Here is a 19,382-nt window from a genome sequence, read left to right as displayed (position 1 = left end):
CGGAGGCGCGTTCGTGCCGGTCGGCCACGCCCAGCAAAACGGCATCGGCGATCCTTCGACCTTCCTCGCGCGCACCGAAAGCCTGCGGACGAAGGATCATCCGCGCTTCGTGCGGATGCTGGAAGAGGTTCGTCGCGAGGCCCCCGCCCTGACGAAAGCGCAGGCATGGTACCTGCGCTACCTCGATGCCTGGGAAGACATGTACGGCGGCGACTATCTCAAGTCCGAAGCCGGGTTCCGCGACATCATCGCCCATGCGGGCGATGCCACGCTCGCCGCCAAGGCCTCGGCGCTGCTGCTGACCAACCTCGCGCACACCCGCCGCTACGAGGAAGCCTTCACGCTTGCCAACAAGGTAACGGCCGACCTGCCGCGGATCACCGATCCGCTGGCGCGATCGATGTCGTTGATCGGCCTGTCGCAAATGTTCGACTTCGCCGATCAGACCGACCTCGCCATTCGTTACGCGCGGATGGCGCAGAACAGCGTGCCGCCCGGTGAATCGCCCTGCCAGTCGCTCACGCTCGAAGTGGCCGCGATGTTCAATGCCCGGCGCCTCACGCCCACCAGCCCCGAGCTGCAGCACACCCTCGGCGTTTGCATCGCCGACGACCAGCCGGTATCGACGAACGCCATGTGGCTCACGCTGGGCGCCGTCTATCTCGGTCGGAACGAGCCGAAGAAGGTCATCGCGCTCCTCGACCGCATCGGGCCGAGCATCCGCGTCAACCGCTATTATCAGCACGTGATCTCGGCCACGTTGCAGCGTGCACAGGCGTTCGAAAAACTCGGCGACGACGCCGCGGCGAAGGCCGGCGCGCTGGCCACCGTCGCCCTGACCAACCCCGACGACCTGAGCGACTGGCAGAAGGAAGCCTACGAGTTGCTCTACCGCGTGGAGAAGAAGCACGGCAACACGACCGCCGCGCTGAACTACTACGAGCGATTCGCCGCACAGGACAAGGGCTATCTCAACGACGTCAGCGCCAAGGCCCTGGCCTACAACCTGGCCCAGCAGCACACGCTGGCGCAACGGCTCGAAACCGAGCGCCTGAGCAAGCAGAACAACATCCTGCGCCTGCAACAGGCCCTGGACACCAAGGCGGTGGAAACCGGCCGCCTCTATATCGCGCTGCTGCTGGCGGTACTCGCCTCCATCGCGCTCTGGCTCTATCGACTCAAGCGTTCGCAGATGAAGTTCAGGAAGCTCGCCCAGCGGGACGGGCTGACGGGCATCTTCAACCACCAGTATTTCATCGAGGAAGCCGACCGCGTATTGCACGTGCTGGCGAGAAAGGACGGATCGGCCTGCCTGATGATCATCGACCTGGACCATTTCAAGCTCGTCAACGATACGCACGGGCATGCCATCGGCGATGCCGTGATCCGCCATACGGTGACGCTGTGTCGCGAACTGCTGCGACCCGCCGATCTGTTCGGCCGCCTCGGCGGCGAGGAGTTCGGCGTGCTGCTGGCCGGGTGCGGACGCGACGAGGGCATGGCGATCGCCGACCGCATCCGCGAAGCCATCGACATGTCGCCCGCCCCGGGCGATGGCGCGGCCGTGTCGTGCTCGGCGAGCATCGGCCTGGCCTGCACCAGCGCATCGGGCTACGGCCTGCAGACGCTTTGTCGCGAAGCGGACGACGCGCTCTATCGAGCCAAGCGCAACGGCCGCAATCGCGTCATCTACGCGGCCGGCCCCGGCAACGGCGACCTGGCCGTGGCCTGATCAACGGCTGCCTTCGACCCTCGCCGGCTCCCAACCCGCCGGCGCTTCCGCCGGAATGCCGTAGGCGTTGAGCGAGGCGAGTACCACGCTCATCTCGGTACCGCCACTGCGGGCGAGCGAAAGCAGCTTCTGCGCCGTGGCCTTGTCGCCCTGCGCCTGCACGTGCAGGCGGCCGAACTGCTGCATCTGCCAGACCAGGTTGAGCCGGGCGTTCTTCGCGGCTTGCTGGTCGGCGGTGTCCGAGGAGAGGGTTTCGCGCAGGTGCAGGCCGAGCGAACGGCCCAGGGGACTGCTGCCCCACTCGAGCACCTTCGCCAGTTTCAGGCAGTCGGCGACGATGCCCGCGTCGGCCTTGTTCGATTCGCAATAGGTGGCGGTGGCGGGAAACACCGGCTGCGGTTGCGCCGCGGCGAGACCGAAGACGATCTCCATCTGCACGCCCGCGGCACCGGCACCCTGCAGGGCGTCGAAGGTGTCGGGAGGCGGCGGCAACTGGCTGACCGACGTGGCGAGCGCCTTCATGCTGCCGCCGAGGTAGTCGTCGTAGAGCTTGGCACCGGCGGCCCGGGCGAGATCGGCGCGGGTGTCCTTGTCCGAGCCCGTGTGGGCGTCGATGCCCAGCTTCAGCAGCCAGACGGCCGCGTTGTCCGGCGCCTGCTTCTGCAAGGTGGCGAGCGCATCGGCATTGGGGCATTCGCCACCCTTGGCGTTGCAGTCGGCCAGTTGGGCCCAGGTCACGGCCGGGCCGGCATCGGCGTTGCGCGACGCGCGCTCGAGCAGGGCGTGGTAGGTCAGCACCTCGGGCGGATCGGGCAGCGGGCGGGCCAGCAGGGCCGCGCCGAGCAACGGATCGGCCTCGGTGCGCAGCGCCAGCACGCTGGCCAGGTCTTTCTGGAATTGCAGCAGGGACTGGGTACGATCCTTCTTCGCCGCCACCGGACCTTTCGCCGGTGCCTTCGCGGCGCCGGGCCAGGGTTGGGTCGCGAGGACCGGCAGCGAAAGCAGGCCGCTCAGGGCCAGGGCGGCGATGCGACGTCCACGCATGAACCCACTCCGTAACATAAAACGACAAGCATACGGCTTCACCATGAACGGAAGCTGGGGGTAGATTCCTTCACGATCGCGAGACATTGCTACCATCGGCCTTCACCACGTATGAGCCCGAACCGGCGGGGGCCGCTCGTCACGCTCATTAATCCTGCGACAGAACAGGAGCTTACAATGGATCAATTCGCCATTCTTGCCAGCGAACGCGCCGGCTTCTTCGTCGGCTGGGGCACGCTTTCCCTGATCAACGCCGGCCTGGCCCAGGGCAAGAACCGCAGCGGACTGCTGTGGTGGGCGCTGTCGCTGATCCTGGGTCCGATCGCCACGCTCATTCTCGTCGTCTTGCCCAAGGTGAGAACGAAACTCTTCTGACCGTCGCCCGGCTTGTGTAGGCTAGGACCCCTCCTACCCAGGCAGATGCGCGCATGCTTACGACGCTCGTGGCAAGCAGCAAGGGCGGTTGCGGTAAGACCACGCTGGTGACCCAGCTCGCCACCCACTGGGTGCAGGCGGGCAAGCACACGGCCATCGTGGATGCCGACCGGCAGCACTCCAGCCTGAAGTGGGCCCGAAGGCGCCCCGAGAACGTGCCGGCCGTGACCGCCATCGAGGGCAGCCGCAAGGCGTTCGACCGGCTCTCCGACGACATCCAGCGGGTCATCGTCGACACGCCCGCCGGCGTGGACGAAAAAGACCTCGAGCCCTATCTCGAACGCGCCGACGTCATCCTCGTGCCGGTGCTGCCGTCGCAGTTCGACCTCGACGCCACGCTCGACTTCCTTTCCCTGCTCAAGCGAATTCCCCGGGTCAAGCGCGGCAAGCTGCCGGTGGGCCTGGTGGGCAACCGCCTCAAGCCGTGGACCAACGCCAGCCAGGCGGCCGTCTCCGACCTGGCCGAGCGCGCGCCGTTTCCCGTGATCGCGGAACTTCGCGACTCGCAGGCGTACGTCTTGCTCACCGCCCTCGGCAAGGGCATCTTCGACTACCACTCGGAAAACGTGCGCGGCCATCAGGACGATTGGACGAAACTGCTGCGCTGGATCAAGCGCAGCGGCTGAAACGGACCTCGCCCGCGTCGACTCCCCGCCACGCCCCGTGGCACCCAGCGAAAGGACAGTACCCATGCGAGAACTCATCCTGTTGCGCCATGCGGAAGCGACGCCGCATGGCAAAGACGGCAAGGACGACCGCGAGCGAGAACTCACCGACCATGGCCGCCGCGAGGCCCACGCGGCGGGCGAATGGCTGAGCAGCCACAAGTTCCACTTCGACCGCGTGCTCTGCTCCCCCGCGGTGCGCACCCGCCAGACCGCCGAGCTGGCCCTGGGCGACGCGGTGAAACCCACCTACGACGACAGCATCTACGATGCCACCGTCGGCGACCTCTACGACCTTCTCGACGCCCAGGCCGACGTCGAGCGCGTGGTGCTCGTCGGTCACAATCCCGGCATGGAGCAGCTGGTAGCCTTCCTCGTGGAAGGCCGGTCGGAGGACTACCGCGGCATGCCCCCCGCCGGCATGGCCCGCCTCATCTTCGATGGACCGTTGCAACCGGGCTCGGCCAAGCTCGAAACCTTCTGGTCGCCCCCAAACTGAGTCCATCGAATGCGCCACCTGCTGTCGGCGATCGCCCTGCTCCTGCTGGCGGCGCCCGTTACCGCTGCCGAACTTCGGATCGACCCGGTGCGCTCGCGCGCCGATTTCAGCGTGCGACTGCTCTGGGTCAGCACGGTCAGCGGCAGTTTCAGCGGCATCCGCGGTGACGTGACCGTCACCCATCCCGACGCCACCGCCGTGGTCACCGCGCACATCGACACCGACAGCATCCGCATGGATTCCGCGCGCCTGCGCCGCTGGGTGCTGGCGCCGGAATTCTTCGACGCCGAACACCATCCGCGCATCGACTTCGTGTCGCTGCCGATCCCCATGCGGGCGCTCACGCAAGGGGGCGAGGTCCAGGGCTCCCTCACCATGCGTGGCGTGACGCGGCCGGTCACCTTCCGCATCGAGTCCAACGATTGCCCTCCTGAGTCGCTGGCCGGCTGCGTGCTGCGCCTGCAGGGCATCATCGACCGCACCGACTTCGAGATGCGCGGCCACCGGGGCGCCCTCTCCGACCGGGTGAACCTCGGCATGGCCATCGTGCTCGAAGCCTCCTGAGCCCGGACGGCTCACGTGCCGTTGCCACGTCTCCCCTAGAATCCCCGGCCATGCGCCGTCTCCTCACCCTCCTTCTCCTCGCCGCCACGCTGGCCACCGGCGGCTGTTCGCTGTCGAAGGCACGGATCCAGAGGGCCGACGCCGTGGTCACCCTCACGGTGGATCGCGAGTCCAGCTGCGACCGTACCGACCATTGCGCCGCACCGTCCCCGCTGATGGACGCCGCCGCCGAGGCCGACGCCGCGTCCACCCCCGCCCGGCCCGTGCACGTGGCCACGCTGCTGGAAGACGGCGATACGGCGCTCGCCGCCCGCGTGAACCTGATCCGCTCCGCGCGCCGGAGCATCGACGTGCAGACCTACATCTGGGAAATGGACGACGCCGGCCAGCTCGTGCTCGACGAGTTGATCCACGCCGCGCGGCGCGGCGTGCGCGTGCGCATCCTCGCCGACCAGCTGTTCTCGTTCGGCGACCCGGCGCTGCTCGCCGGGCTGGCGCGGGCGAGCGACCATCTCGACATCCGCCTCTACAATCCCACCTTCCACAACGCGCACACGACGCCGCTGGCATTCGCCGCCGGCATCGCCTGCTGCTTCTTCCGCTTCAACCAGCGCATGCACAACAAGCTGCTGGTGGTGGACGACCTCATCGGCATCACCGGCGGGCGAAATTACGAAGACCGCTATTTCGACTGGGACGACACCTTCGATTACGTCGATCGCGACGTCATGGTCGGCGGCCCCGCCGCCAAGGCCATGGGCAAGAGTTTCGAAACGTTCTGGCGACACAAGCGCTCGGTGCCGCTCACCCACCTGCGCGACGTGAATCGCGCCATCGTCGCCGACACCGACGACATGCGAACCTGGAAGCCGCCCACCTACGCGCATCCCGAACGCGTGGCCGAGCTCGTGGCCGATGCGCAGGATCCCGCCTGGCTCGCCGAGCACATCGGTGCCGCCACCCTGCGGCTGAACCGCGTGGAATACCTCTCCGACCTTCCCGGCAAGACCGACGAGCCCCGCCGGCGCGAGGCTCGTGAACTCACCCGCCACATCATGGGCCTGGTGCGCAACGCGAAGACCGAAGTCGTGCTGCAGACGCCCTATCTGGTGATGAGCCGCCCGGCCAAGAAGATCTTCGCCAACCTGCGCCAGCGAGACGACCCGCCGCGCGTGATCGTCTCCACCAACTCCCTCGCCTCCACCGACGCGTTCGCGGTGTATGCGATGTCCTACAAGCATCGCAAACGCTACCTCACCGACTACGGCTTCGAGATCTACGAGTTGAAGCCGCATCCATCGAACGCCGATCCCGATGCGCTGGAGGGCCGCTCGCATGCGGTGGCCGTTCCCGCACCCGTCGACGGTGCACCGGCCACGAAGGGCCGGCGCGGGCGCGCCCGGCCCGGATCCGCGCCCAACGGCGCGCCGTCGGAGTCGTCGGGCTTCTTCGCCGTCGGGAGCCAGACCAGTCGAGGCGCGCGCCATCGTCCGGCGCCCCTGCTCACCGCCGGCGTTCGCTTCGGGTTGCATGCCAAGTCGATCGTGGTGGACGACACCTTCGCGATGGTGGGCACGCACAATTTCGATCCGCGATCGGACCACTACAACACCGAGGCCGGCGTGATCGTCTACGACAAGCGGTTCGCCGACCGGCTGCGCGGTTCGATCATGCAGGACACCCTGCCCGGCAACGCATGGGTGATCGGCCCGAGGCAGAAGACCATCCCCGTGCTGTCGTCGATCAACGAGTTCATCGGCGACGTCTCCGAACGCCTGCCGTTCTTCGACCTGTGGCCGTTCCGCTACGCCACCAGCTACGACCTCAAGCCCGGCTGCATCCCGATGCGCTGGACCGATCCGCAATTCTTCGAGTGCTACGAACCGGTAGGCGACTTCCCCGAGGTGGACGTTTCGCTGAAGCTGATCTACACGCGGATGATCACCGCTTTCGGCTCCTCCGCGGCGGGGATCCTCTGAATCGCCGATACGATCGGCTCCCACCCCTTCGGTAGCCAGGCCATTGCAAACGGCCAGCCAAAGGGCATGAGAGACAACCCGTCGAGACCAGCCTACCGAAGGGGTGGGAGCCGATCGTATCGGCGAAAGCCCACGGAGCGATGACGCCGGAACCTACATCGGCGAAGTGAGCTCGAACCGCACCGGCAAATCCGCCGTATACCGCGCTGGCCGGTCCGCCGCCGCGAAGCGCCAGCGGCGCACGGCCTCTTCCGCCGCGTGATCGAGGTCGAAGTCGCCGCTGGAGCGGCCCACCGACACGCCCATGACATCGCCCTCCGGCGTAACGGTGACGCTGAGCACCACCTGCCCCTCGCGATGCGCGCGCAACGCCGAGATCGGGTAACGCGGCGACGGCATGTAAACCGGACGCAGGGGTTCGGGCCGGGGCTCGGCACGAGGTGCCGAAACGATGTCGGGTTTCGGATGGGCCACCGCCACGGGACGCGGTGGCGCGGCCTCCACGCGTTTCGGTGCGGCGGACGGCATCACCACTTCCGCGAGGGGACGCGCCGCCGGGGCGCGCTCATAGGTGAGCGCGGTGAGCCAGCTCGTGCCGGCGATACCGAAAACGAGGCCCAGGGCGCTCAGGGATGTACTGGTGCGTAATGCGAGCATACGGGCCTTGCAGGGGCGGCGCGGGCGCCGCCCGTTCTTTCTGTCAGGGGCGTTCGAGGATCGCCGTCACACCCATGCCGCCGGCGGTGCAGATGGAAATCAGGCCGCGGCCCGAGCCCTTCTGCTCCAGCATCTTCGCCAGCGTGGCGACGATGCGCGCGCCGGTCGCCGCGAAGGGATGACCCGTCGCGAGACTGGAGCCGTTGACGTTGAGTTTCGACGGATCGATCGATCCCAGCGGGCCGTCGAGGCCCAACCGGTTGCGGCAATAGTCGTCGCTCTCCCATGCACGCAGCGTGCAGAGCACCTGGGCGGCGAAGGCTTCGTGGATCTCGTAGAAGTCGAAATCGCCCAGCCCCAGCCCGGCCTGCTTGAGCATGCGCGGCACGGCGACGGTCGGCGCCATGAGCAGGCCCTCGCCATGCACGAAGTCCACCGCGGACACCTGGGCATGGGTGAGGTAGGCCTGGATCGACAGGCCGCGCGAGGCCGCCCATTCGTCGCTGGCCAGGAGCACGGCGGCGGCGCCGTCGGACAGGCCGGTGGAGTTGCCCGCCGTGAGGGTGCCACGGCCCGAGGTCTTGTCGAACGCGGGCTTGAGCGAGGCCAATTTCTCCAGCGTGGTGTCCGGACGCAGGAAGCCGTCGCGCTTGAGCCCGCGGAACGGCACCACGAGGTCGTCGAACAGGCCGACGTCGTAGGCGGCGGCGAGCTTGCGATGGCTGGCCAGCGCCAACTCATCCTGCTCGACGCGACCGATGTGCCACTCCTTCGCCATCAGCTCGCAGTGGTCGCCCATCGACTTGCCGGTGCGCGGTTCGGCCACGCCCGGGAACGACGGCTTGAGTTCCTTGAGCGAGAAGCCGCGCGTGGCGACGGCCAGCTTCTCCTTGAGCGTCTTGGCGCGATTGAGCGCCAGCAGGCGCTTGCGGAGCTTGCGCCCGTACACGATGGGCACGTCGCTGGTGGTGTCCGAACCGCCCGCGATGCCGGCGTCGATCTGCCCGGTGGCGATCTTGTTGGCGATGATGATCGCGTTGTCGAGCGACGTGCCGCACGCCCGCGCGGTGGTGATGCCGGGGGTGGTCGGCGCCAGGCCCGAGGACAGCACGGCTTCACGGGCCACGTTCCAGTCCGCCGAATGGCGGATCACGGCACCCATGGCGACCTCGCCCAGCTCCACGCCGTGCAGGCCGTACTTCTCGACCAGCGAACCCAGCACCTTGACCGACATGCCGAAATTGCCGACGTCGGCGTAGGCCGTGTTGTTGCGGCAGAAGGGAATGCGGACGCCGCCGACCACTCCCACGCGCTTTTGCGTCTTTTCCATGCTTAGAGGGACTATCCGAAACCGAGGGGGTTTGTCCGACCGGGGACGAACCCGTTCGAAGCCGAAGATGCCACGGACGCCGACGATCGCCGACGAAACGCGTATCGGCAAGGCTAACGCGCATCCGCGCTCGGCGAAAGCCTAAAGGGGCACGAATGGTAGAATGCGTTCCTTTGCCGTTCTGGAACGCTGGCCATGACCGAGTCGCTGATCGCCTGCCCTGCCGTCCTGGCGCTGGAACTGGCCGAGGATGGCGCCCCGGACCGGCTGGCGCTCACCCGCGACGAGGTCCAGGCGCTGGCCGCCCTCATGGCCGACGACCTGCGCAAGCTGCTCCCGGGCGTGGAAACCGCCCGCTTCGCCGTGGCCGGCGCCCTGTTCGACGGCGTGGAAATCCTCCGTCCCGGCTTCCCGGTGTTCGCCACCCTCGACGAGCTGGCCCGGCGGATTCCGCGTGTCACCTCGGCCGGCGGCGTGGTGGCCTTCGGCACCCACGAGGGCAACATGCCGGCCCAGCCCCTGGTCCCCGATCCGCGCTATGCGGGCGGCCCGATGCGGCTCGTGCCCTGGATGCTGCTCGTGCCGGCCGACGAGGCCGACGACCTCGCCGCGACGATGGAAACCGAGCTCGTGGGCCGCGGCGAGGCCGGCGAGCGCACGGCGGATTTTCTCATGCGCACCCTGGGCATGCGCCTGGAACACGCCCGTTACCTCAGCCGCGACGACCTCATCGCCCTGACCTGCGTGCAGTACGAACACGTGAACCTCGCCCCGATGTGGACCATGCTCGAGGCCGCCCTGCTCACGCCCTACCAGGAAGAAAACGCCCTGGGCTCGCGCGGCCTGCCCCTGCGCTACGCCGAAGGCCGGGTCGCCATCCCGGGACCGTCGACGTGGTTCGCCGCGTCGGGCACGAAGGGTGACAACCCGGTGCACGAATTCGCCGGCACGCTGTTCGAGCTACGCCAGTACGCCGCCCTGCTCGATGCCCATCGCGTACCGTTGCACCTGGAAGGCGAGCCGCCCCGCCCGGAAGCCTTCCTCGTCGAGCACCTGGCCGATGCCGATCCGCAGTTGCCCGAACCGGTCCTCTACGCCCATGAGGCCGCCGGGCTGGGCATGGCCGCCATCACCGTCGCCCAGCCCGTACCGGGCAAGGCGCGCGTGCTGGCCCACGGCTATCCGCTGGCGCCGGGCGCCCTCGGCCCCTTGCTCGACGCACTGGTGGAACGCTACGGCGCCGCCGCCGAAGTGCATACGCTCGGCCGCATGATGCTCGACGCCGACGGGCGCCTGGACGCACCGGCACCCGCCCTGCACTGAGCGTCGGCGCCGGTCGACCGAGCGGGTCGGTTTTTACGATAAGTCCGATATACGACGGCCCGGCGGCCCGGTTAGAGTGATGCCATCGATCCACCGGCACGCCCATGCACCGCCAGCCACCCTCCATGACGGCCCCGACCGACGCTTCCGGGCGCACGCTGGAAGCTCGGCTGAAGGAAAGCGAAGACCGCTTCGCCCTCGCCTTTCGCCACGCCGCCATCGGCATGGCCATCGTGGCGCCCGATGGGCGGTGGCTCCAGGTGAACGAGGCGATCTGCGAGATCTTCGGCTACAGCGAGACGGAGTTGCTCTCGTCGGCCTTCCAGGACATCACCCACCCCGACGACCTCGCCGCCGACCTGGAACTCACCCGCAAGGTGCTTTCCGGTGAGCGCGTGTCCTTTCACCTGGAGAAACGCTACATCCGCCGCGACGGCGGCGTAGTGCACGCGCTGCTCAGCGTCTCGCTGGTGCGCGACGAGCATGGCCAGCCGCTCTACTTCATCTCGCAGGTGCAGGACATCAGCGATCGCAAGGCCTTCGAAGACGCGTTGTTCCGCGAGCGCGAACTGGCCGAGGTCACGCTCAAATCCATCGGCGACGCGGTGATCACCACCGACACCGATCTCCTCGTCACCTCGATCAACCCGATCGCCGAAGCGATGACCGGCTGGAACAGCCACGAGGCGGTGGGCCGTCCGATGGACGACATCTTCCAGCTGCGCGATCCGCTCACCCGGCGCCCCATCGTCAATCCGCTACGTACCGCGGTGACGAAGAACGCCATCGTGGGCATCACCACCGACGCCATCCTCCTGCATCGCAACGGTTTCGACAGCCCCATCGAGGATTCGGCCGCGCCGATCCACGATTACGCGGGCAACGTGGTGGGTGGCGTGGTGGTGTTCCACGACGTGAGCGAAACGCGCGCCCTCGCGCTGAAGATGGCCCACCTCGCCCACCACGACACGCTCACGGGGCTGCCCAACCGCACGCTGCTGCAATCGCGCATGGACTTCGCCGTGACGGTGGCCGCGCGGCGCAACCAGCGCGCGGCGCTGCTTTTCGTCGACATCGATCACTTCAAGCAGATCAACGACAGCATGGGCCACGCCGCCGGCGACGCGCTGTTGAAGGAAGTGGCCCGGCGCATCCGTGCCACCGTGCGCCCGGACGACACCGTGAGCCGCCTCGGCGGCGACGAATTCGTGGTGCTGCTGCCGCACATCGACAACGCGTCCGACGCGGCCGGCGTCGCCGAGAAGGTGCTCGAGGCCTGCGGTGAAGCGGTGGGCGTCGACGCCTCCGCGCTGGCGATCAGCTTCAGCATCGGCATCAGCCTGTTTCCCGACGACGCGAACGACGCCGAAGCCTTGCTGCGTCATGCCGATACCGCGATGTACGAAGCGAAGATGCAGGGCCGCAACGGCTACCGCTTCTTCAACGCCTCGATGAACGAGCGAAACACCGCGCGCGTGCGCATCGAGGTGGAGCTGCGCAAGGCGCTCGCGCGCAACGAACTGAGCCTGCACTACCAGCCCAAGGTCGACGTCGAACTGGGCACCGTCGTCGGCGCCGAGGCGTTGCTGCGCTGGCAGGTGGAGGGTGAAGACGTCTATTCGCCGGAGCAGTTCATTCCCGTGGCGGAAGACTGCGGTCTCATCGTACCCATCGGCGAATGGGCGCTGCGCGAAGCCTGTCGCCAGGCGAACGCCTGGGCGACCGCGTATCGCCCCCTATCGGTGTCGGTGAACGTCTCCGCGCTGCAGTTCCAGCACACGCGCTTCTTCGAATCGCTGCGCGGCATCCTCGACGAAACCGGCCTGCATCCCACCCTGCTCGAGCTCGAACTCACCGAGCGCACGGTGATGGAAGGCGGCGATCACATCGCCGACCTGCTCAAGCGCATCAAGTCATTGGGTGTATCGCTCAGCCTCGACGATTTCGGCACGGGCTATTGCAGCCTTTCGTACCTGAAGCACTTCCCCGTCGACATATTGAAGATCGACCGCACCTTCATCCGCGACGTGGCCTGGGACAACGACAGCGCGGCTATCGTCAGCGCGATCATCACCATGGGCCGCGGCATGAACAAGCAGGTGCTCGCCGAGGGCGTGGAAAGCGTGGAACAGGCGCAGTTCCTGGGGCTTTCGGGTTGCTCGCAGATGCAGGGGTTCTTGTTCGGCAGGGCCGTTTCCGCGAAGGACTTCGAAGCGCGGATCGGGGAAGTGGACCTCGGCGATCCCAGGCAAGCCGTGGAGTAACCGCTCCGCAGGATTCGCCGATACGATCGGCTCCCACCCCTTCGGTAGCAAGGTTTCGACGACCTCTCTACCGGAGGGGTGGGAGCCGATCGCATCGGCGAATCAACCTCGCAACATCGCCTCGTACATGTAGTAATGGCACCGCTCCATGCCCAGCCCATCGTACGTCGCCTGCGCCCGCTCGTTCTCCGTCTCCACGTAAAGCCGCACACCCACGGCACCCGCCGCCTCGGCCTTCGACCTCACGCTCTCGTACAGGGAACGGAACACCCCGCCCCGGCGCGCCTCCGGCGTCACGTACACGCTCTGGATCCACCAGAAATCCCCGCAACGCCAGTCGCTCCATTCGTACGTGACGAGCAGGCAGCCCACCGCCACGCCGTCGCGCTCGGCCACGAGATAGAACCCCCTGCGCGGCTCGGCGAACACGGCGCGCACGCCGCGTCCGATGGTGTCCGGATCGAGCGCCTTGCGCTCGGTCTCCCAGGCCATGGCGATATTCCAGCGGGCGATGTCGTCGGCGTCGTCGACGGCCGCGGCGCGAATGGTGAGGGTCATGCGGTTATCCGTTGGGCGGGCGGCGCGTACGCGACGCACCGAGTTTGCGGGTGAGGGTATTGCGGCCGACGCCGAGCGCCGCGGCGGCATGCTGGCGATGGCCGTCGTTGGCGATCAGCGCCACTTCGAGCAAGGTCTTGTCCAGGGCGTCGCGGGCGCGGGCATGGATATCGGCTTCGTTCTGCGCCAAGGCGTCCTGCACCCAGGCGCGCAGGGCGTCGGTCCATTCACCGCTACGCGTCTCGCGGCCAGGCAGCGTGCCCAGGTCGGAGGCCAGGATCTCGCTGCCCGGCGCGATCACCGCCAGGCGGCGGCAGAGGTTTTCCAGCTCACGCACGTTGCCGGGATAGTCGCGTTGCTCGACCAGTTTCATCGCGCTTCGGGAAAAGCGTTTCGGCGGCAGGTTGAGTTCGGCGGCGGCCTTGGCGAGGAAGTGACGCGCCAGCATCGGCACGTCGCCACGCCGCTCCCGTAACGACGGCAAGGCAATGCGCACGACGTCGAGGCGATGTTTCAGGTCGGCGCGGAACTGGCCGGACGCCACGCGAGCATCAAGATCCTGATGCGTGGCGGCGACGATACGTACGTTGCCACGCAGCGGCTCGCGACCACCCACGCGGTAGAACTCACCGCCCGACAGCACGCGCAACAACCGCGTCTGCAAGGCCACCGGCATGTCGCCGATCTCGTCGAGAAAGAGCGTGCCGCCTTCCGCCTGCTCGAAGCGGCCGACGTGCCGTCGCGACGCTCCCGTGAACGCCCCCGCCTCGTGACCGAACAGCTCGCTCTCCAGCAACTCCGAAGGGATCGCCGCCGTGTTCAGCGCCACGTAGGGCTTGCCGCTGCGCGCGCTTTCCTCGTGCAGGGCGCGCGCCACCAGTTCCTTGCCGGTGCCGGTCTCGCCCGTAATCAGCACGTTGAGGTCGCTGGCCGCCACCCGCCCGATGAGACGGAAGACCTCGCGCATCGCCGGGCTTTCGCCGAGCAGCGCATTGGCGTCCCGCTTCAGTTCCGGCACCACCACTTCTTCGCGCGACGCCTGCAACGCACGCTCCACCGTCGCCACCGCGTGATCGAGGTCGAACGGCTTGGCGATGTAATCCACCGCGCCCGCGCGATACGCCGCCGCGGTCGTCGCCACGTCGGTAAACGCGCTCATGACGAGCACGGGACCGATGTTGCGCCGGGTGAGGTCTTCCAGCAGGCGCAAGCCATCCTCGCCGGGCATGCGCACGTCGGTGACGAGCAGCGCCGGACGGCTTTCGTTCAAGGCCGCGCGCACCGCGTCGCCCGCGCTGAATTCACGCACCGCGTGGCCGGCGTCGCGCAAAGCTTCGGCGAGCACGAAACGGACGCCGCGATCGTCGTCGGCGATCCATATCTCAGTCATGCGCACGCTCCATCGGCAGGTAAAGGGAAAACACCGTCTCGCCCGGGCGGCTCACGTAGCGCAGGTCGCCGCCGTGTTCGAGCGCGATCTCACGCGACAGCGCCAGCCCGAGCCCACTACCGTCGGGCCGCCCGGACACCAGGGGCTGGAACAGCGAATCGCGCACCTCGTCCGCCACGCCAGGGCCATCGTCGACGACATCGATGCGCAAGGCCGCGCGCACCGTGCGCTCGCCGAGGCGCGCGCCATGCTCCACGCGCGTACGCAGCAGCAAATGGGCCGCACCCGCTTCGCGGGCATTGCGCGCGAGATTGATCAGCACCTGCAACAGGCGATCGCCGTCGCCGAGCGTATCGGGCAGGCTGGGGTCGTAGTCGTGGCGCAGATGCAGCGGATCGGGCTCGGCGAGCACGAGCTGTTCCAACCGCTCGAGCAATTCATGCACGTTCACCGGCACGATCCTCGCCGCGCCGCCATGGCGCAACAAGCCATCGGCCAGCGCCGCGAGGCGGTCGGCCTCGGCGATCACCATCGCCGCCAGCGCCCGCAGGTCGTCGTCGCGCACGCGCCGCTGCAACAACTGCGCGGCACCGCGCAGTCCGGCCAGCGGGTTCTTCACCTCGTGCGCGAAGCCGCGCAGGGTGGCCGACAACGGCGTCGACCCGGAGCCCATGTCCGCCGACAGGGGATGCACCTCCACCAGCACCCGCCCCTCGTCCAGCGGCTGGAGTAGCAAATCCGCGAGCAGCTCGCGCCCCCGGGCCAGTCCCAGGGTCACGGAGCGCAGATGAAACCCCCGCCCCTCCGCCCGCACCCGCTCCAGCTGCCCGGCCAGCCCGGGCTCCCGCATCAGCGTCACCAGCTCCTGCCCCACCGCCGACCGCGGGCCGACGTCCAGCGCCTCGCCCAGGGCGGGGTTGATCCACAGGACGCGCCCGTCCGGGCCGGCCAAGGCGAGGCCGGTGCCTAGCAGGGACAATAGGTTATCGGCGGAGGGTGCATGCATTGCACCAATGTAGGGATGTTGGATGACGGTGGCAATCGGACCTAAGCATTGCCAACTCGGCGGAATCCCATGGTTGCAACGAATGCGCCAGATATAGGACTCGACTGATATCTGGCCCCAGGCTAGCTAACTCGCCTTGCCAGCGCGAACACACGCGTAGCAACTACATAGCGTTCAGCACTGACGAATCACGACGACTTCCCCGGCTATCGAACTAGTTTGACACTAGCACCTTAATCAGCTGGTGTTGCTGCGGACCTCATCGACGAGGTGCCCTTGAGGTGGCAGCACCTCATATCTCCAAGTAACAACGTCGGCATCAGGCTCAAATCATCGTCGCCGGCATGCTCCTGATGATGCGGCTCAGCCCAGCTGCGGCATGGGCGCTCTAGGCGTTCATTCGTTTCCGGTGCGCACCAGGCGAATTCCAGGCGACGAAGTCGCTGGAAATGCAAAGTGGACGCAACCTGATGGCGGAGCGCAGGCCAGAGACGTCAGATAGGCCATAAATGTATATTTTATTACGCAAGTAACCCATATTTTTAACTATTACTTGGAGCTTTTAACAATTTACTTGACAAGATTGCGCGTCTTCGCGTATTGTTAGCCCAATCACTTGGGAAGGTATATGAACGACGATCAACTACAACGGCTGGTGAAGCTAGGGGAGGCTTTCACCCCTGGATCCCCCGTCAACAACCAAGATCTGTTTGCTGGACGACTGGACCAGCTGAGCCAAATTTTCTCGGCTGTAACCCAGCGCGGTTACCACGCCGTTCTTTTCGGCGAACGAGGGGTGGGCAAGACATCGCTGGCGAATTTCGTATCGAGAGTTTTCGCAAATGACCCTGCACGGGTTATCGCTCGCGTCACGTGCGACGCGGGAGACAATTTTTCTTCTATCTGGAAAAAGGCGTTCAAAGAAATTAAGTTCGCCACGACTCGCCCAGCGATGGGCTTCAGCGATAACGCGGAAACTCTAGTTGCGTCGCTAGCTGACTACCTTCCTGACGTGGCGAATCCAGATGACGTTCGACGCGTTCTTGCGTCACTTGCGGTCGACAAGACGGTCTTAGTGGTGCTTGACGAATACGACCGCATCCTGGACAAGATGTCGTCAACGCTCATCTCCGACACGATCAAAGTTCTGTCTGACACCGGCACCAACGCGACGATTGTCGTCATCGGCGTGGCAGATTCAGTGGAAGAGCTCATCGACGGACATCATTCGATCGAGCGAGCCTTGGTTCAAATCCCTATGCCTCGAATGTCTAAAGATGAAATCGGCCAGATCATCGATAAAGGCGGATCTCTTCTCGGAATGACCATCGATCGAAGCGCCAGGCAGAAAATCGTGGACATGTCTCAGGGCGTTCCCTACGTCACACATCTTCTGAGCCTTAATTGCTTCCGCGCAGCGGTCATGGCCGCATCAGATGTCGTTGGCGCTGAGCATGTAGAACTTGGCATCAAAGCTTCGCTCGACCAATGGAATGAATCAATCAAGCGCACCTACTATCAGGCAACGAAAAGTCACCAACCCGGCAACATCTACAAGGAGGTACTGCTCGCCTGCGCTATTAGCGACGACGACGAACTCGGATTTTTCACGGCCTCGGCGGTTCGAAACCCGCTACGTGAAATTACGAAGCGCGACTATGACATTCCGAACTTTGCGGCCCATCTGAAACAGTTCAGTGAGGATCAACGAGGAAACGTGCTCACGAGAGAGGGCCAACAACGACGTTGGCGATATAGGTTCACCAGCCCGATGATGCGGCCTTACATCATCATGCGAGGGCATACGGATGGACTCTGGCGCCTTAACAAATAAGAAAGGGCGACCCGGTTACCGCCGGGTCACCCTTTGCAAATCCTGGTGAATGGAACGCCACCTGGATCTTGTCTTCTCGTGCACTAGAGCCTGGATTGTAATCCGGGAGCCCGGGATAGGCAAGGAAAGCCGTTCCGGAGAAACAATCATGAAAGGTAGTAAAAAGCCCGCGCCACCGGGGTTCAGGTGGATTTTTACGCGCTACCGCAAGGTTCGCGGCAAGTCGAATAAGGTTCTCGATGCTCATGACTATGGGTACGAGGCCTGGGCCTTCCTCGTGAGGGCTTAAGTCGGCAGCGAACCCGTAGCGATGCTACGGGTTCGCACTCTTGGAGGGCGCCCCTTCTCTCCGATCGAATGGAGCAGATCCCCCGTGTCTTTTACTGAAGGCGGGCGGCTTTTTTCCTTCGCCAGTTCCTGGCACATTCAAGCTTCGACTAGTTCTCGATCAACTATGGGAACTTGCGTGAACCAACTATTGAGAATTCGCCCATAGCTCCACAGCCCACGCGATGGCGATTCTTAGCACCCTTCGATTAGCTTAGCCCGCATGGCCTCATAGCCCTTGCGATATCGCTTAGCGAGCGCGATCTTTTGACTATCGGTCAGGATCTTCCCCGCCAGCTGGAAGAAACTCTTCTCCTCTTCCCGCAAGTGCTCGTGAAGCTCCTCGGACAGCTGGTGAACCGTCGCCGTCCAGCGTCGCCCCGCGTGGCTCGGCGTCTGCAGCTTCTCCACAAGCTCATCCATCTTGTGATGGTCCGCCAGGGCATCCCGCGACGGATGCAGGCCGCGGTCGTCCATGAGCATGGGCACGTAGAGGAAACGCTCTTCCGCCGCTTCGTGCGCGGCCAGTTCGATGCGCAGCGCGGTGAAGAGGGCGACCCGGTCGGGGCCGGGCTGGCTGCGCATGAGTTTGCGGATGAGCGAGCGCTGGGTGACGTGGCTTTCGCGCAGCGCCTCGAAGATCGTTTCTGGCATGGAGGAGTCCGGCTTGGCGTCGTCCGCATGCTGGGGTAGCCGTTGTCTTCGCGGCGTGGATGCCGCCGGTAGTCCGCCCTCGGGCGCTCGGTGTCGAGACATGACCCTTTTCTCGTCGCGCCGTGTGCACGCGATGTTGCCGAAGCGGCTGCGAACGTCGTCTGCGTTTCTTCAATCAGGAATGCACTCGATGAACCCGACCGACGCTTATCCGAAGCCGCCCTTCCCCCGTCAGCCCCAGGCCGTCCCCGGGCTTACCAGCAAGATGGATCCCCGGCCGGACCACGGTGAACACAGCTATATGGGCTCCGGCAAACTCACCGGACGCAAGGCCCTGATCACGGGTGGCGACAGCGGTATCGGCCGGGCGGCCGCTATCGCGTATGCCCGCGAAGGCGCCGACGTGGCGATCAACTACCTGCCGGAAGAGGAAGACGACGCCAAGGAAGTGATCGAGATCATCGAAGCGGCAGGGCAGAAGGCGTTCGCCTTCCCCGGCGACCTCCGCGACCAGGCGTTCTGTGAATCGCTCGTGGAGAAGGCGGTCAAGGCGCTCGGCGGGCTGGACGTGCTGGTCAACAACGCCGGTCACCAGCAGGCCATCGACTCGCTCGCGGATCTCTCGCCCGAGGAGTTCGACACGACCTTCAAGGTCAACGTCTACGCGCCTTACTGGATTACGCGTGCCGCGCTGCCCCACCTGAAGGCCGGGGCGGCTATCATCATCACCTCGTCGGTGCAGGCGTTCGCGCCGAGTCCGTCGCTGTTCCACTACGCCCAGACCAAGGCGGCCAACGTGGCGTTCGCCCGCTCGCTGGCCAAGCAGCTTGGTCCCAAGGGCATTCGCGTGAATGCGGTCGCGCCCGGCCCTTACTGGACGCCGCTGCAGACCTCCGGCGGCCAGCCGCAGGATGCGATCGAGAAATTCGGCGAGGAGACCCCGATGGGCCGTCCCGGCCAGCCGGTCGAAATCGCCCCGCTGTACGTGTCGCTCGCCGCGGCGGAAAACAGCTACGCCACCGGCCAGGTGTACGGGTCATCCGGCGGCATGGGTATGGACTGATCCGTTCCGTCCCCGATCCACCCCGAGGCGCCGTTGGGCGCCTCGTCTTTTTTCGCCA

Annotated in this window: 17 protein-coding genes; 10 read left to right on the top strand and 7 right to left on the bottom strand. The window is 66.0% G+C overall.

Annotation, left to right across the window (positions count from 1 at the left end; translation table 11 throughout):
- Nucleotides 1-13: 13 nt before the first annotated feature.
- Entirely contained in the window at nucleotides 14-1,732 is a 1,719-nt protein-coding gene (locus JNG39_RS12845) for a GGDEF domain-containing protein (protein ID WP_368311870.1), read from the top strand.
- Here the strand turns inward: JNG39_RS12845 and JNG39_RS12840 are convergent, their stop codons facing one another.
- Nucleotides 1,733-2,776, bottom strand: coding sequence for a hypothetical protein (locus tag JNG39_RS12840; protein ID WP_368311868.1), 1,044 nt, complete (start codon nucleotides 2,774-2,776; stop codon nucleotides 1,733-1,735).
- A gap of 177 nt (nucleotides 2,777-2,953) precedes the next feature.
- Between JNG39_RS12840 and JNG39_RS12835 the strand changes: the two genes are divergently transcribed.
- The 5 genes from JNG39_RS12835 to JNG39_RS12815 all read left to right on the top strand — a co-directional run bounded on the left by JNG39_RS12835 (nucleotide 2,954) and on the right by JNG39_RS12815 (nucleotide 6,918).
- Nucleotides 2,954-3,151: an antitermination protein NusB gene (locus tag JNG39_RS12835; protein ID WP_368311867.1), complete on the top strand. Its 198-nt coding sequence runs from the start codon at nucleotides 2,954-2,956 to the stop codon at nucleotides 3,149-3,151.
- Nucleotides 3,152-3,204: 53 nt separating this feature from the next.
- Nucleotides 3,205-3,837, top strand: coding sequence for an AAA family ATPase (locus JNG39_RS12830; protein WP_368311865.1), 633 nt, complete (start codon nucleotides 3,205-3,207; stop codon nucleotides 3,835-3,837).
- Nucleotides 3,838-3,901: 64 nt separating this feature from the next.
- Nucleotides 3,902-4,375: a histidine phosphatase family protein gene (locus JNG39_RS12825; protein ID WP_368311864.1), complete on the top strand. Its 474-nt coding sequence runs from the start codon at nucleotides 3,902-3,904 to the stop codon at nucleotides 4,373-4,375.
- Between the two features lie 9 nt (nucleotides 4,376-4,384).
- Nucleotides 4,385-4,939, top strand: a complete 555-nt coding sequence (locus JNG39_RS12820; RefSeq protein ID WP_368311862.1) for a YceI family protein — start codon at nucleotides 4,385-4,387, stop codon at nucleotides 4,937-4,939.
- 50 nt (nucleotides 4,940-4,989) lie between these two features.
- Entirely contained in the window at nucleotides 4,990-6,918 is a 1,929-nt protein-coding gene (locus JNG39_RS12815) for a phosphatidylserine/phosphatidylglycerophosphate/cardiolipin synthase family protein (RefSeq protein WP_368311861.1), read from the top strand.
- 153 nt (nucleotides 6,919-7,071) lie between these two features.
- Here JNG39_RS12815 and JNG39_RS12810 read toward each other — a convergent pair whose 3' ends face one another.
- Together JNG39_RS12810 and JNG39_RS12805 are read right to left on the bottom strand one after the other, a co-directional pair.
- A complete protein-coding gene (locus JNG39_RS12810; RefSeq protein WP_368311860.1) occupies nucleotides 7,072-7,575 on the bottom strand; it encodes an energy transducer TonB in 504 nt (167 codons plus the stop codon).
- 43 nt (nucleotides 7,576-7,618) lie between these two features.
- Entirely contained in the window at nucleotides 7,619-8,905 is a 1,287-nt protein-coding gene (locus tag JNG39_RS12805) for an acetyl-CoA C-acetyltransferase (protein ID WP_368311859.1), read from the bottom strand.
- Between the two features lie 195 nt (nucleotides 8,906-9,100).
- Between JNG39_RS12805 and JNG39_RS12800 the strand changes: the two genes are divergently transcribed.
- Together JNG39_RS12800 and JNG39_RS12795 are read left to right on the top strand one after the other, a co-directional pair.
- Entirely contained in the window at nucleotides 9,101-10,228 is a 1,128-nt protein-coding gene (locus JNG39_RS12800; RefSeq protein WP_368311858.1) for a hypothetical protein, read from the top strand.
- A 125-nt stretch (nucleotides 10,229-10,353) separates the two neighbouring features.
- Nucleotides 10,354-12,492 (top strand): putative bifunctional diguanylate cyclase/phosphodiesterase, encoded by a 2,139-nt coding sequence (locus JNG39_RS12795; protein ID WP_368311857.1) that lies wholly within the window; start codon nucleotides 10,354-10,356, stop codon nucleotides 12,490-12,492.
- Between the two features lie 102 nt (nucleotides 12,493-12,594).
- Here JNG39_RS12795 and JNG39_RS12790 read toward each other — a convergent pair whose 3' ends face one another.
- The 3 genes from JNG39_RS12790 to JNG39_RS12780 are packed head-to-tail and all read right to left on the bottom strand — an operon-like array spanning nucleotide 12,595 to nucleotide 15,419.
- Nucleotides 12,595-13,050: a GNAT family N-acetyltransferase gene (locus tag JNG39_RS12790; protein ID WP_368311855.1), complete on the bottom strand. Its 456-nt coding sequence runs from the start codon at nucleotides 13,048-13,050 to the stop codon at nucleotides 12,595-12,597.
- 4 nt (nucleotides 13,051-13,054) lie between these two features.
- A complete protein-coding gene (ntrC, locus tag JNG39_RS12785; RefSeq protein WP_368311853.1) occupies nucleotides 13,055-14,440 on the bottom strand; it encodes a nitrogen regulation protein NR(I) in 1,386 nt (461 codons plus the stop codon).
- Nucleotides 14,433-15,419, bottom strand: coding sequence for a nitrogen regulation protein NR(II) (locus tag JNG39_RS12780; RefSeq protein ID WP_368311851.1), 987 nt, complete (start codon nucleotides 15,417-15,419; stop codon nucleotides 14,433-14,435). The genes ntrC and JNG39_RS12780 overlap by 8 nt, the downstream gene beginning before the upstream one ends.
- A 655-nt stretch (nucleotides 15,420-16,074) precedes the next feature.
- Between JNG39_RS12780 and JNG39_RS12775 the strand changes: the two genes are divergently transcribed.
- The gene (locus tag JNG39_RS12775; protein WP_368311849.1) at nucleotides 16,075-17,280 is read left to right on the top strand and encodes an AAA family ATPase; all 1,206 of its coding nucleotides are present in this window, start codon (nucleotides 16,075-16,077) and stop codon (nucleotides 17,278-17,280) included.
- Nucleotides 17,281-17,802: 522 nt separating this feature from the next.
- Here the strand turns inward: JNG39_RS12775 and JNG39_RS12770 are convergent.
- A complete protein-coding gene (locus JNG39_RS12770) occupies nucleotides 17,803-18,261 on the bottom strand; it encodes a hemerythrin domain-containing protein (protein ID WP_368311848.1) in 459 nt (152 codons plus the stop codon).
- A gap of 190 nt (nucleotides 18,262-18,451) precedes the next feature.
- Here JNG39_RS12770 and JNG39_RS12765 point away from each other — a divergent pair, with 190 nt between their 5' ends.
- Entirely contained in the window at nucleotides 18,452-19,324 is an 873-nt protein-coding gene (locus tag JNG39_RS12765) for an SDR family oxidoreductase (RefSeq protein WP_368311847.1), read from the top strand.
- Nucleotides 19,325-19,382 lie beyond the last annotated feature (58 nt).

This window comes from Luteibacter sp. CQ10 (assembly GCF_040900725.1).
Lineage (GTDB): Bacteria > Pseudomonadota > Gammaproteobacteria > Xanthomonadales > Rhodanobacteraceae > Luteibacter.
This window is presented reverse-complemented; position numbering and strand designations above follow the sequence as displayed.